The sequence below is a fragment of the Methylobacterium sp. Leaf100 genome (assembly GCF_001422845.1).
In the GTDB taxonomy this organism is placed as follows: Bacteria; Pseudomonadota; Alphaproteobacteria; order Rhizobiales; family Beijerinckiaceae; genus Methylobacterium.
Genome location: NZ_LMMW01000008.1, coordinates 71994 through 86128 on the forward strand (window position 1 = coordinate 71994; position 14135 = coordinate 86128).

Below are 14135 nucleotides of genomic sequence, written 5' to 3' on the forward strand. Positions count from 1 at the left end.
AACGACATGACCGAGGCCGAGATCCGTGCCTTCGCGGAGGCGTCGCAGGGCGGCCGTCGTCTCATCGGAATCGATCTCGGCACCAAGACCATCGGGCTCGCCCTGTCGGATGTCGGGCGCCAGATCGCCTCGCCCCTGGAGACCATCCGCCGGGTGAAGTTCACGCCCGATGTCGCCCGCCTGCGCCAGCTCTGCGAGACCCACGGGGTCGGCGGCCTCGTCATGGGCCTGCCCCTCAACATGGACGGCAGCGAGGGTCCGCGCGTGCAATCCACCCGCTCCTTCGTGCGCAACCTGAAGCCGCTCCTCGACCTGCCGGTCCTGTTCTGCGACGAGCGCCTGTCCACGGCCGCGGTCACCCGCGCCCTCATCGCCGCCGACGCCTCGCGGGCCAAGCGCGGCGCCGTGGTCGACATGCTGGCCGCCGCCTACATCCTCCAGGGGTGCCTCGATCAGATGCGGGGGGTGCTGGCGGACGAGGCGGCGGACGACGCGTGAGGTGCGGGGCCCGCACGCGTCGGCGGCGGAGCTTTCGCCCCGCCGCCCGTCTCTCGAGCCCAATGGTGTCGGCGTCGGCCCGCCCCCGCGGCACCGTGCGCGCTACGAGGCCAGCATCGCCTGGGACGCGCCGACCAGGGTGAAGATCAGGCCGCCCGCGAAGGCGCCGATCATCGCGTAGGAGAAGCCCTTCAGGACCATGGGTGTCACCGCCTCCGTCCGGATCAGCAACGGTTGCCGCCGGATGTCTGGCCGTACTGCATGACCGGAAAATTCTGCTGATTGGCGTTGCCCTCGGCGGCCGAGCTCATCGGGCAGCCACCGTATGACGGCACCCGGGACGGAGCGTTGATCGAACCGGTCGTCTCGACATCGTAGGGGGTGAACGCAGTGTCGCGCGCGGGGCGCTCGAATGCCATCGCAGACGAGATCGGAGCAACGCCAAGCACGAGAGCGGCGGCGATGGCGGCGATACGGGTCTTCATTGTGATACTCTGTTTCCTTTGCAGGTCGAACCGACAAACCGGTTCGTTTCTCTCTGTCTGAACTACAGATGGGGAGCGTCAGCTTGGCGTGACGTGTCGAAGCGCACGCAACCCTGCCGAACCGGCCGATGCGTTGTTTCGAGGGCTTCGGACGCGAACCGAATTCCCCTGCGCGAGCCGATGCTTTAGCGAGCCTGAGGGTGGATCTGCGGGGTTGAGCCGGGAATGTTCGAGCGGGACGTGAACCGAGCCGGGTCTGCGAGACGCGCACGGGCGGCCTGTGGCGCCCTGCTGCTGCTCGCGACGGGATCGGCCGCACCGGCGCAGGCTCCCGATCCGCGCATCCTGCCCGCGCAGCCGGCCTACGCCCGCAACGCCGCGTGCGCTCCGTTGCGGATCGCCATGCCGCCCGGCACGCACCGGCTTCCGGGCGACGCCCTGATCTCGCCCAAACCTGCCGAGATTCCCATCGGCCAGGGCGACACCGCCATCTGCTTTGCCTACGCCACCGCCGACATGATCTCCCAGCGCGTCGGCCGGGCCGTCTCGCCCCTGGATGTGGCCGGCAAGTTCTACTTCGCCGATCCGGCCCGGCTCGAAGGCCTACCCGATCCGGCACTCCGGGCGCATCTGAGGGCGCATCCGAACCATGCGGCCGACATCGCCTGGAGCCGGAACGCGGCCGACATCAATCCCGTCGGCAACCCGGGCCTGCAGCCCTACTTCGACAAACTGGAGGGCGGCGAGGAGGATGCCGCCGCCCTGCTCTACAACCTCGACGGCCTGTGCGAGGAGCGCGACCTGCCCTCGCACGAGGGCTACGCGCATTTCACCCCCACCTACGCGGCCCTGCGCTTCGGCGCTCCCTTGCGCGCACCGAACCAGTGCCTGCGCCGCGTCGGGGCGACGGTGGGCAAGCTCCGCTCGCGCCGGGCGGACGCCTTCAACGACGCGTGGCTTGCGCGGGTCGAGACCCTGTGCCGGCGCATACCCCTGCCCGTGCCCCTGCTGCCGGTCTCGACGCGTGTCGCCGCCAACCAGCTCGACTTCATGGCGATGCTGGAGGCGGGCCGGCCGCCGGCGCCCCGGGACATCACCCGCCTGCTGGCTCGGGTCGATTACGCCCTCGACCATGGCCGGGCGCCGACCATCGGCTACAGCTGGTACATCCTGCAGGACCGCGACCCGAAGGACCCGGATCTCGCCGCCGACCATTCCAGCGCCGTCATCGGCCGGCGCCGGACGGCGGGCGGGTGCCAGTACCTCGTCCAGGACAACACCGGCGAGTATTGCGCCCGGATGCGGCCGGACATCGCCGGCCGCTGCGACAACGGCCGGGTCTGGCTGCGGGAGGACGAGCTGCGGCGCACCCTCTACAGCGTGATCTATCTGCGCTGAGCCGCCCTCACCCCACCAGGGACACCGCCCCGCTCCCATGCCGCTCGATGCGCCCGTCGAGTTCGAGTTCGAGGAGCGTCGTCTGCACCACGCGCACGCTCAAGCCCGCGGCCCGGGCGAGGTCGTCGGTGCCGATGGGGGTCGGGCTGAGGAGTCCGATGAGGCGGGCGCGGTCGTCCGCAGGCTCGGGCGGCTCGAGGGCGTCCACCGGCATCGGCAGCACGATCCCGTCGACGTCGAGTTCGTCCCAGAAGATCGGCGCGTCGGCGAGATCGGGACGGTCGAGGGCGAGGGGTTCCGTACCGGTGGCCTCGCGCTCGATGAGGGGGGCCACAGCCTCGAGGACGTGAGCGGCCTCCGCCACCAGGGTGGCGCCCTGGCGGATGAGGTCGTTGGTGCCCTCGGCGCGCGGGTCGAGGGGCGAGCCCGGCACGGCGAAGACCTCGCGGCCCTGTTCCAGGGCGAAGCGCGCGGTGATGAGGGAGCCCGAGCGCCGCGCCGCCTCGACCACGACGGTGCCGAGACTGAGGCCCGAGATGATGCGGTTGCGCCGGGGGAAATCGCGGCCCCGCGGCTCCCAGCCCATGGGCATCTCGGCCACCACCGCCCCGCCCGCCTCCAGGATCGCCTCGACGAGGGCGGCGTGGTTGGCCGGATAGATCCGGTCGTGCCCCCCGGCCATCACCGCCACGGTGCCGGGCAGGAGGGCGGCCTTGTGGGCGCGGGCGTCGATGCCGCGGGCCAGCCCCGAGACCACCACGAGACCGGCTGCGCCGAGGTCCCGGGCGAGGCGCTCGGTGACGCTCAGGCCGGCGGCCGAGGCGTTGCGCGAACCCACGATGGCGACCGCCGGCCGGTTCAGGATGGCCGGGTCGCCCCGCACGGCGAGGAGCGGCGGCGCGGAATCCGCCGCCTGGAGGAGTTTTGGATAGTCGGCCTCGCCCGAGGCCACGAGACGGGCGCCGATGCGGGCCGCGGCGGCGAGTTCGGCTTCGGCCTGCGCCCGGGTCGGCGGCGTGACCCGCCGGCCGGCGCGGCCGGTGATGTTCGGCAACGCCTCCAGGGCGGCGCCGGCCCCGCCGAAGCGGTTGATGAGGGTGCGGAAGGTGCGGGGGCCGATGCCCTCGGCGCGGATGAGACGGAGCCAGTCGAGGCGCTGGGCATCGTTGAGTTGCATCGCCCTGCCCCATCACGGTCGGGCGGCGTCGGTGGTCCTCAGCCCTTCTGCCCGATGCGCCCTTCGGTGCCGGCGAGGAGCCGGCGGATGTTGGGCGCGTGCTTCCACCATAGCAGGGCTGCGAGCAGGAGGAAGAGCCATGCAACCCCTGGCTGTCCGAGCACCCACAGGACGACGGGCGTGGCGGCCGAGGCGGCCAGCGCCGCCAGCGACGAGTACCGCAGGCCGAAGGCGAGGCCGAGCCAGATCGCCGCGAAGGCGGCGAGCGCCACCGGACTCAGCGCCAGGAGCACGCCCAGGAAGGTCGCGACCCCCTTGCCGCCCTTGAACCCGAGCCAGACCGGGAACAGGTGGCCGAGGAAGGCGCCGAGCCCCGCCGCCAGGGCCGGCTCCAGGTTGAACTGGAGACCGATGAGCACGGCCGCCGTTCCCTTGAGGGCATCCCCCAGGAGCGTCGCGGCGGCCAGCCCCTTGCGGCCCGTGCGCAGGACGTTGGTGGCGCCGATGTTGCCCGAGCCGATGGCGCGCACGTCCCCGAGACCGGCCATGCGGGTGAAGATCAGGCCGAAGGGGATCGAACCGAGGAGGTAGCCCCCGGCGAGACCCGCCAGCAGCATCGGCACGGAGGCGGCCTCGGCGTAGGTCACGCGAAGCCCCCATCCCGGAACACGATGCGCCCGCCGACGAGGGTCAGCAGGGCCGCGCCCTGGAGGCGCGCCTCGTCGAAGGGCGAGTTCTTCGAGCGCGACTTCAGGCGGCGCTTGTCGAGGATGTAGGGCACGTCCGGATCGATGAGCACGAGGTCGGCCGGCGCCCCCACGGCGAGGCGTCCGGCCTCGCGGCGGAGGATCTTTGCCGGATGCGTCGTCAGTGCGGCGAGCAGGCGCGGCAGGGCGATGTCGCCGGTGTGGACGAGGCGCAGGGCGGCGCCCAGCAGGGTCTCGATGCCGAGCGCCCCGTCGGCGGCCTCGGCGAAGGGCAGGCGCTTGGTCTCGACGTCCTGCGGGTTGTGGTCGGAGACGATCACGTCGACCACGCCCTCGTTCAGGGCCGCCACCAGGGCGAGGCGGTCGCTCTCGTGGCGGAGCGGCGGCGAGAGTCGGCAGAAGGTGCGGTAATGGCCGATGTCGCCCTCGTTGAGGACGAGGTTGTTCACGGACGCGCCGCAGGTGACGGGCAGGCCGTCGTCCTTCGCCCGTCGCACGATCTCGATGGAATCGGCGCAGGAGATCATCGCCGCGTGATAGCGGGCGCCGGTGAGGCGCACGAGGCGGATGTCGCGCTCCAGCATCACCGTCTCGGCCTCGCGCGGAATGCCGATGAGCCCGAGCCGGGAGGCCATCTCGCCCTCGTTCATCACCCCCTCGCCGACGAGGTCGGGCTCCTCGACGTGCTGCATGATCAGCGCGTCGAAATCCCGGGCGTAGGTGAGGGCCCGGCGCAGGACCTGGGCGTTGGTCACGGCCTTGAGGCCGTCGGTGAAGGCCACCGCGCCGGCCTCCTGCAGCAGGCCGAATTCCGTCATCTCGCGGCCCGCGAGGCCCTTGGTGATGGCGGCGGCCGGCAGCACCGTGACGCAGGCCGTGTCGCGGGCCCGGCGCAGGACGAAGTCGACGATGGCCGGCCCGTCGATGACCGGGTTGGTGTCGGGCATGCACACCAGGGTGGTGACCCCGCCGGCGGCGGCGGCCGCGCTGGCGGAGGCCAGGGTCTCGCGGTGCTCGGCGCCGGGCTCGCCGACGAAGGCGCGCAGGTCGATGAGGCCGGGGGCGAGGACGTGCCCGCCGCAGTCGACGGTCTCGGCCCCCTCGGGGGCGGCCGGGGCGGCGCCCCAGGCGAGGTCACCGATGCGCCCGTCGCGCACGAGGACGTGGCCGGGGGCCTGCCGTCCGCTCGCCGGATCGCACAGGGTGGCGTTGGTGAGGAGAAGGGGAGGATGGGCCATCGGACTCACGCGTTCGGCAGGTGCGTCGCGAGGGCTTCGAGCACGGCCATCCGCACGGCCACCCCCATCTCGACCTGCTCGCGGATGAGGGATTGCGCCCCGTCTGCGACCTCCGAAGAGATCTCGACGCCACGGTTCATCGGCCCCGGATGCATCACCAGGGCATCGGGGGCAGCCAGCGCCAGTTTGTCGCCGTCGAGGCCGAAATAGCGGAAGTACTCCTTCACCGAAGGCACGAAGGAGCCGTTCATGCGCTCGCGCTGCAGGCGCAGCATCATGACGATATCGGCCCCCGCCAGCCCCTTGCGCATGTCGGTGAACACCGCGACGCCGAATCGGTCGAGGCCCGTGGGAAGCAAGGTGGACGGACCGATCACCCGCACCCGGGCGCCGAGCGCCTGAAGCAGGATGATGTTGGAGCGGGCGACGCGCGAATGCAGGACGTCGCCGCAGATGGCGACCGTGAGGCCCTCGATCCGGCCCTTGTTGCGGCGGATGGTGAGCGCATCCAGCAGCGCCTGGGTCGGATGTTCATGGGCCCCGTCGCCGGCATTGACCACGGCGCAATCGACCTTGCGGGCGAGGAGATGCACGGCGCCGGCCGCGTGGTGGCGCACCACGATGATGTCGGGGCGCATGGCGTTGAGGGTCGCGGCGGTGTCGACGAGGGTCTCGCCCTTCTTCACCGATGAGGAGGCCACCGACATGTTCATGACGTCGGCGCCCAGCCGCTTGCCGGCGAGCTCGAACGAGGCCTGCGTCCGGGTGGAGGGCTCGAAGAACAAGTTGATCTGCGTGCGCCCGCGCAAGGTCGTGCGCTTCTTCTCCACCTGCCGCGACAGCGCCACGGCGGCGTCGGCCCGCTCCAGCAGGGCCTCGATGTCGGGGCGCGACAGGCCCTCGATGCCGAGGAGATGGCGGTGGGGGAAGCCGGGCGGAGTCGGGGCGCTGGTCATCACGGGGGTCAGCGCTACAGCGGGTGCGCCGCGCCCGCAAGACGGAGGTCATTCGGAGGCGCGCGACGCAGCCGGCAAAGTGTCCCCATTTGACATCGCCCGAGGGTTAACCCACTTCATGCCCCGCAAAAGGCCCCTGCCCCGGCAGGCGGTCCGCCTTGCCGCATCCACCGCAGCGTGCGCAAGCGCGCAACCGGTCGTTGTCGGACCAAGGCCCTCTCGAGAGGCTCGGAATCCCTCCATGAAAGTTGTCGTCGTCGAGTCGCCGGCCAAGGCCAAGACGATCAACAAGTACCTCGGCCGCGACTACGAGGTCCTCGCCTCGTTCGGCCACATCCGCGACCTGCCGGCCAAGGACGGCTCCGTCGATCCGGAAGCCGACTTCCACATGCTGTGGGAGCTCGACGAGCGCGGCTCGAAGCGGGTCTCGGACATCGTCAAGGCGCTCAAAGGTGCCGACGGCCTGATCCTCGCCACCGATCCGGACCGCGAAGGCGAGGCCATCTCCTGGCACGTGGTCGAGGCGCTCAACGCCCGGCGCGCCCTGAAGGGCATGCACGTGGAGCGGGTGACCTTCAACGCCATCACCAAGGCGGCGGTGGACACCGCCATGCGCAACCCGCGCCAGATCGACCAGGCCCTGGTCGACGCCTACCTGGCCCGCCGGGCGCTGGACTACCTCGTCGGCTTCAACCTCTCGCCGGTGCTGTGGCGCAAGCTGCCGGGCGCCCGCTCGGCCGGCCGCGTCCAGTCCGTGGCGCTCCGCCTCGTCTGCGAGCGCGAACGCGAGATCGAAGTGTTCAAACCGCGCGAGTACTGGTCCCTCGTCGCGACCCTGACGACCGACACCGGCGCGGTGTTCGAGGCCCGGCTCACGGGCGCGGACGGCCGGAAGATCCAGCGCCTCGACGTCGGCACCGGCGAAGAGGCGGCGGCGTTCAAGCGCGACCTCGAACTCGCGACGTTCTCCGTCGGCAGCGTCGAGGCCAAGCCGGCCAAGCGCCACCCCGCCCCGCCCTTCACCACCTCGACCCTGCAGCAGGAGGCCTCGCGCAAGCTCGGGATGGCCCCGGCCCAGACCATGCGGGCGGCCCAGAAGCTCTACGAGGGCGTCGAGATCGGCGGCGAGACCGTGGGTCTCATCACCTACATGCGGACGGACGGCGTCGACATGGCGCCCGAAGCCATCGCCGACGCGCGCCAGGTCATCGCCAAGGAGTACGGCGAGCGCTACCTGCCGGGGGCGCCGCGCAAGTACAGCACCAAGGCCAAGAACGCGCAGGAGGCCCACGAGGCCGTGCGCCCCACCGACATGGGCCGGCTGCCCAAGACCGTCGCCCGCACGGTGGATGCCGAGCAGGCCAAGCTCTACGAACTCATCTGGACCCGCACGGTGGCGAGCCAGATGGAATCGGCCGAACTGGAGCGCACCACGGTGGACATCGTGGCGAGCGTCGGCCCGCGCAGGCTCGACCTCAGGGCGACCGGGCAAGTCGTGAAGTTCGACGGCTTCCTCACCCTCTACCAGGAGGGCAAGGACGACGAGGAGGACGAGGACGGCCGTCGCCTGCCGCCGATGAAGGCCGGGGACGCCCTCAAGCGCGAGCGCATCGCCTCGACCCAGCACTTCACCGAGCCGCCGCCGCGCTACTCCGAGGCCAGCCTCGTCAAGCGCATGGAGGAACTCGGCATCGGCCGGCCCTCGACCTACGCGGCGATCCTGCAGACCCTGCGCGACCGCGAATACGTCAAGATCGAGAAGAAGCGCCTGGTGGCCGAGGACAAGGGGCGCCTCGTCACGGGCTTCCTCGAGAGTTTCTTCAAGCGCTACGTCGAGTACGATTTCACAGCCGATCTCGAAGGGCAGCTCGACCGGGTCTCCAACGCCGAGATCGACTGGCGCGAGGTCTTGCGCGATTTCTGGAAGGACTTCTCGGCCGCCATCGCGGGCACCAAGGAACTGCGCGTCACCGAAGTTCTCGACGCCCTGAACGACCTGCTCGGCGCCCACATCTTCCCCGAGAAGGCCGACGGCTCGAACCCGCGCACCTGCCCGACCTGCGGAGCCGGCCAGCTCTCGCTCAAGCTCGGCAAGTTCGGCGCCTTCGTGGGCTGCTCGAACTACCCCGAGTGCAAGTACACCCGCCAGCTCGCCGCCTCTGGCGTCGAGGGCGACGGCGACGGCTCGTCGGAGAACGGCGGCCAGCCCGGCACGCGGGTGCTCGGCACCGATCCGGTCTCGGGGCTCGCCGTCACCGTGCGCGACGGCCGCTTCGGCCCGTTCGTGCAGCTCGGCGAGGCCTCGACGGACAAGGAGGCGGCCAAGCCCAAGCGCTCCTCGATCCCGAAGGGCCTCAGCCCGTCGAGCGTCGATCTGGAGAAGGCCCTGAAGCTGCTGTCCCTGCCGCGCGAGGTGGCGAAACACCCCGAGACCGGCGAGCCGATCCTGGCCAATCTCGGCCGGTTCGGGCCCTACGTGCAGCACGGCAAGATGTACGCGAATCTCGGCCGCGACGACGACGTGCTGGAGATCGGCGCCAACCGGGCCATCGACATCATCGTGGCCAAGGAGCAGGGCGGGGGCCGGCGCGGGCCCGCCGCCGATCCGGGCCGGGCGCTCGGCAACCACCCCGAGACGGGCAAGCCCATCGTGGTGAAATCGGGCAAGTACGGCCCCTACGTCACCGACGGCACCACCAACGCGACGCTGCCGAAGACCCAGGCGGCGGAGGACATCGACCTGCCCCAGGCCCTGGAGCTCATCGCCGCCCGCGAGGCGGCGGGCGGCGGCGGCAAGAAGCGCGCCCCGGCCCGCAAGGCGTCGGCGAAGTCGGCCACCGCCAAGAAGGCGCCGGCGAAGAAGGCAGTCGCGAAAAAGGTGGACGACGCGGGCGACGCGCCGGTGAAGAAAACCGTGACGCGCAAGGCCCCCGCGAAGAAGGCCGACGCCGAGGCCCCCACCAAGGCGGCCAAACCCGCGCCCCCGCGCAAGGCGGCGGCCAAGAAGGCCTGATCCGGGATTCCGGGTTTCCGAAGGGATCATCCCTTCGGCGGATGCCGGGCAGATCCCGACACGATGTCCAGGGCCAGCCCTGGACCCGCGAAGGGCGATGCCCTTCGAGACCCGGAGCCCCTTCGCTCCGGGCGATCGGCCCGGGGCCGGATCAGATATCCAGCTCGGCCCCGTCGGCGAAGGCCGCGCGTTCGGAGATGAAGGCGAAGCGGGCTTCGGGCTTGTTGCCCATGAGGCGCTCCACGGCGTCCCCCGTGGAGACGCGGGCATCCTCCAGGACCCCGACGCGCAGGAGCGTGCGCTTCTTTGGATCCATGGTGGTCTCCTTCAGCTGCGCCGGCATCATCTCGCCGAGACCCTTGAAGCGGCCGATCTCTACCTTGGCGCCCTTGAACACGGTCTTGATCACCCGCTCCCGGTCGGCGTCGTCGCGGGCATAGGCCGTCTTGGCACCGTGGGTCAGCCGGTAGAGCGGCGGGATCGCCAGGTAGAGGTGCCCCTTGTCGATGAGTTTGGGCATCTGCCGGTAGAAGAAGGTGATCAGCAGCGAGGCGATGTGGGCGCCGTCGACGTCGGCGTCGGTCATGATGATGACCTTCTCGTAGCGAAGGTCCTCCAGGCGGAACGCGTTGCCGGTGCCGCAGCCGAGCGCCTGGGTCAGGTCGGAGATGAGCTGGTTGGCCCCGAGCTTGTCCCGGCTCGCCGAGGCCACGTTGAGAATTTTTCCGCGCAACGGAAGAATGGCTTGGCTCGCCCGGTCGCGCGCCTGCTTGGCCGAGCCGCCGGCCGAATCGCCCTCGACGATGAAGATCTCGGAGCCGGCCATGCCGGCCTTGGAACAATCGGCGAGCTTGCCGGGCAGCCGCAGCTTGCGGGTGGCGGACTTGCGCGCGACCTCCTTCTCCTGGCGACGGCGCAGGCGCTCCTCGGCCCGGTCGATCACCCAGTCGAGGAGCTTGTTGGCCTGGGCCGGCGAGGCGGCGAGCCAATGGTCGAACGCGTCGCGGATCGCCGTCTCGACGATGCGGGACGCCTCGACGGTGGCGAGCTTGTCCTTGGTCTGGCCCTGGAACTCCGGCTCGCGGATGAAGACCGACAGCATCGAGGCGCAGGTCGCCATCACGTCGTCGGTGGTGACCGCCGTCATGCGTTTCGCCTGGTTCACGCGCTCGGCGTGCTCGCGCAGGGCCCGCAGCAGGGCGACGCGCAGGCCGCTCTCGTGGGTCCCGCCTTCCGCCGTCGGGATCGTGTTGCAGTAGGAGGCCGAGATGCCGTCGTCGACCACCATCCAGGCCACCGCCCATTCGAGGGACCCGTGGCCGCCCGGTTTGGTGATCTTGCCCGAAAAGATCGCGTCGGTGACGAGTTCCTTGCCCTCGAGATCGCGGGCGAGATAGTCGCGCAGGCCGCCGGGAAAGCGGTGCACGGTCTCGGCCGGCACATCGTCGATCCCGTCCAGCAGGGCGGGGGCGCAGCGCCAGCGGATCTCGACACCGCCGAACAGGTAGGCCTTGGAGCGGGCCATCCGGAACAGGCGGCGCGGATCGAACTTCAGCGCCCCGAAGATCTGCGGGTCGGGATGGAAGCGCACCCGGGTGCCGCGCCGGTTCTGCACCCGGCCAACGGTCTCCAGGGGCCCCTGAACGTGGCCGCGCGAAAAGGTCTGGCGGTAGAGGGTCTGGGCACGGGCGACCTCGACCTCGAGCTCGTCGGACAGGGCGTTGACCACCGAGATGCCGACGCCGTGCAGGCCGCCGGAGGTCTCGTAGACCTTCGAATCGAACTTACCGCCCGCGTGAAGGACGGTCATGATGACCTCCAGCGCCGACTTGTTGGGGTATTTCGGGTGCGGGTCGACGGGGATGCCGCGCCCGTTGTCGGTCACCACGAGGTGGCCGCTCTCCTCAAGCTCCACCTCGATGAAGCTGGCATGGCCCGCCACCGCCTCGTCCATGGAATTGTCGATCACCTCGGCGAAGAGGTGGTGCAGGGCGCGCTCGTCGGTGCCGCCGATATACATGCCGGGGCGGCGGCGCACCGGCTCCAGGCCTTCCAGCACCTCGATGGTGGAGGCGTCGTAGCCGGCCTCCGCCGAGAGGGCGGGCGAGGGCGCGGGGACGATCGCAGCCTCGAGCTTGCGACGCTCGGCCGGCTTGGGCGCGGGCACCTTGCCCTTCGCGAAAAGGTCGCGGGCGGGGTCGCTCACCGGATCGCTCCGCGCAGGGGATGGCACGCCCGCGGGCTTCGCGGACCGGATCGCAGAGGGGGACCGTGCAGCATTCGCCTTCATCCTCTGACCATACCGGAACAAACCGGAAACAGAAAGGGGCCTTCACCCTCGGGGCAGGGGTACGGTCCCCTGCCCTGCGGGCCGCACACCCCCTGCCCTGCAGGGCAGGATACCCCATTGCATGGGATGGGGTTGGTTAAGAAGGGCTGACGGTCGCGGGAACCCTTTTACGGCCGGGGTCGATCGAGACTCAGGTGCCGACTCGCCCGCCGCCGTGCCTGGTGATCGCCACCACGGCCGGGCGCGGCGGCAGGGCCGGATCGAAGTCCGGCCAGCGGGTCGAGGGTGCCTCGAAGGTGGCGGGCGCGGCCTTGGGATCGTCCTCGTCGGCCTCGCCCGGATGCTGGACGGCGACGAAGAAGGTGGTGTCGTCGGGGGTGAAGTAGGGGCCGCACATCTCGGCCCCGCAGGGCACCCGGAAGAAGTGCTTGCCCGTTCCGCGCCCCTGCCCCTCCGTCTCCATGGCCCAGATGCCGTCGGCCCGGCCCGTGCGCGAGGCCGAGTTGCCGTCGGTGGCGACCCAGAGGCGTCCCTGCCCGTCGACGGCGCAATTGTCCGGCATACCGAACCAGCCGTCCTTCGTCGTCGCCGACGAGAAGGTCGCCCCGACCGCCGCGATGGCGGGATCGCCGCAGCGCACCAGAATCTCCCAGGCGAACCCGAGGGCGGCGTGGTCGCCATCGTCGGGGGTGAGTTCGACGATGTGGCCGAAGCGGTTGTCGGCGCGGGGGTTCACGGCGTCGACCTGATCAGGTTTGCGCTTCCCGTTGTTGGTCAGCATCACGTAGACCTTGCCGGTCTTCGCGTTGGCCTCGACGTCCTCCGGGCGGTCCATCTTGGTGGCGCCCAGGAGATCGGCAGCCAGCCGCGCGCCGATGAGCACATCGGCCTGGCTGGCAAAGCCGTTGGCGGGCGTCAGAGGTCCCTCACCGAACACCAGGGGCATCCAGGCCCCGCGCCCGTCGGGGTCGAACCGGGCGACATGGAGGGTGCCGGAATCGAGGAGATCGCGGTCGCCGCTATCGACCCGGCCCGCGGTGACGAACTTGTAGACGTAATCGAAGCGCTCGTCGTCGCCCTGGTAGACGACGTATTGTCCTTGCCTGGCGACGATGCCGGCCGCCCCCTCGTGCTTGAACCGGCCCATGGCGGTGCGCTTCTTCGGGACGGAAGTCGGATCGAACGGATCGATCTCGACCACCCAGCCGAAGCGGTTGGGCTCGTGGGGCGTCGCCCCGATGTCGAAGCGCTCGTGGAACCGGCCCCAGGCATAGGCGGAGTTCGGCAGGTTGAAGCGCGTGTGGTTGGCGGCCTCGGCGGAATCCTTCGGCAGGGCGCCCGAGAAGTAGTAGTTGATGTTCTCCTCGCAGGTGAGCCACGTGCCCCACGGGGTCGTGCCGCCGGCGCAGTTGTTGATCATGCCGTGGACGGCGCGGCCCGTGGGGTCGGCGGCGGTCCTCAGCCGTTCGGAGCCGGCGGCGGGGCCGGTGAGCACCATCGGCGTCTCGGCGGTGATGCGGCGGGCGTATCGCGAATCCGGCACTACGGCCCAGCGGCCGTCCGTGCGCCGGATCTCGAGGACCGAGCCGCCATGGGCCGCCATCTCGATCCCGACGAGTTCCTTCGTCATCCCCGCGAAGGCCACATCCCGGATGTCCTGGCGCCCGAGGCCGGGAAACATGAGCTCCTCGTTGGTGTACTCGTGGTTGACCACCAGGAGCCCGTGGGCGGCCGGGTCGGCGGCCCCCGGCATGGGGAAGTAGCCGACGAAGTCGTTGTTGTAGCCGAACTGCTGCGCTTGCGCGGCGGCCGACTGGTTGCGTGGGTCGAAGGCCGGGGCGCCCGGCAGCACGGGGTCGCCCCAGCGGATGAGGATCTCGGCGTCGTGCCCCGCCGCCACGTGATGGTGCGTATCCGAACCGGCTTCGATCTCGGCGAAGGGGAAGCGCGTCGGCGACGGATCCCGAGCGGCGAGACCTTGAGCGGCGAGACCTTGGGCGGCTCGGGCCTCCCCTGCGGCCAGGGCACGGGGCGTCACCACGGCGGCGATGGCGCCGACACCGAGGAGGCCGCGCAGCAGGTCGCGCCGGTCGAAGCGCGCGGCGACGACATCCCCGAAGGTGGCATTGGGGCTGGTGTTCGAGCCGGCATCCTCGGCGGCCTCGGCCGCCTGCGAGCGGGTTCGCGTCGGCTGCGTCATCGATCGGCTCCGTGAATCCTGGAAAACACGCCTCCTAGCGACCGCCCATGGCATCGGCGTGACGGTCCCGCGCAAACGAAAAAGCCCGGCCTTTCGGCCGGGCTTCTCACGATGACGGGAGTCCGGTGGCGCTCCGAGGGAGCGCCGGTCGGGTCCTAGTACGAGCCGAACTT

10 protein-coding genes are annotated in these 14135 nt (G+C 70.7%); 3 read left to right on the forward strand and 7 right to left on the reverse strand.

Translation table 11 applies throughout. The features are described 5' to 3' along the window. Positions 1–6 precede the first annotated feature (6 nt). Positions 7–498, forward strand: coding sequence for a Holliday junction resolvase RuvX (gene ruvX, locus ASF25_RS07070; protein ID WP_056168338.1), 492 nt, complete (start codon positions 7–9; stop codon positions 496–498). Positions 499–722: 224 nt separating this feature from the next. Here ruvX and ASF25_RS07075 read toward each other — a convergent pair whose 3' ends face one another. Further along, positions 723–983 (reverse strand): hypothetical protein, encoded by a 261-nt coding sequence (locus ASF25_RS07075; RefSeq protein ID WP_056168343.1) that lies wholly within the window; start codon positions 981–983, stop codon positions 723–725. Between the two features lie 225 nt (positions 984–1208). Here ASF25_RS07075 and ASF25_RS07080 point away from each other — a divergent pair, with 225 nt between their 5' ends. After that, positions 1209–2381: a hypothetical protein gene (locus tag ASF25_RS07080; RefSeq protein WP_056304088.1), complete on the forward strand. Its 1173-nt coding sequence runs from the start codon at positions 1209–1211 to the stop codon at positions 2379–2381. Positions 2382–2388: 7 nt separating this feature from the next. On the opposite strand, the gene dprA is transcribed toward ASF25_RS07080, so the two are convergent. Genes dprA through ASF25_RS07100 form a run of 4 tightly spaced genes read right to left on the reverse strand, consistent with a single transcriptional unit; the run spans position 2389 to position 6459 of the window. Further along, positions 2389–3558: a DNA-processing protein DprA gene (dprA, locus tag ASF25_RS07085; protein WP_056304090.1), complete on the reverse strand. Its 1170-nt coding sequence runs from the start codon at positions 3556–3558 to the stop codon at positions 2389–2391. A 38-nt stretch (positions 3559–3596) separates the two neighbouring features. Further along, positions 3597–4205, reverse strand: coding sequence for a glycerol-3-phosphate 1-O-acyltransferase PlsY (gene plsY, locus ASF25_RS07090; RefSeq protein WP_244472932.1), 609 nt, complete (start codon positions 4203–4205; stop codon positions 3597–3599). Continuing rightward, complete coding sequence (locus ASF25_RS07095; protein WP_056304092.1) at positions 4202–5503, reverse strand: dihydroorotase; 1302 nt, start codon at positions 5501–5503, stop codon at positions 4202–4204. Before ASF25_RS07095 ends, plsY begins: the two co-directional genes overlap by 4 nt. Before the next feature lie 5 nt (positions 5504–5508). Continuing rightward, positions 5509–6459, reverse strand: coding sequence for an aspartate carbamoyltransferase catalytic subunit (locus ASF25_RS07100; protein ID WP_056168362.1), 951 nt, complete (start codon positions 6457–6459; stop codon positions 5509–5511). A gap of 241 nt (positions 6460–6700) precedes the next feature. Between ASF25_RS07100 and topA the strand changes: the two genes are divergently transcribed. After that, the gene (topA, locus tag ASF25_RS07105) at positions 6701–9472 is read left to right on the forward strand and encodes a type I DNA topoisomerase (protein WP_056304094.1); all 2772 of its coding nucleotides are present in this window, start codon (positions 6701–6703) and stop codon (positions 9470–9472) included. Positions 9473–9623: 151 nt separating this feature from the next. Here topA and parE read toward each other — a convergent pair whose 3' ends face one another. Both parE and ASF25_RS07115 read right to left on the reverse strand, forming a co-directional pair. Continuing rightward, positions 9624–11678 (reverse strand): DNA topoisomerase IV subunit B, encoded by a 2055-nt coding sequence (parE, locus tag ASF25_RS07110; protein WP_056304095.1) that lies wholly within the window; start codon positions 11676–11678, stop codon positions 9624–9626. Positions 11679–11952: 274 nt separating this feature from the next. Beyond that, a complete protein-coding gene (locus ASF25_RS07115; RefSeq protein ID WP_056304098.1) occupies positions 11953–13962 on the reverse strand; it encodes a PhoX family phosphatase in 2010 nt (669 codons plus the stop codon). Between the last annotated feature and the right edge of the window lie 173 nt (positions 13963–14135).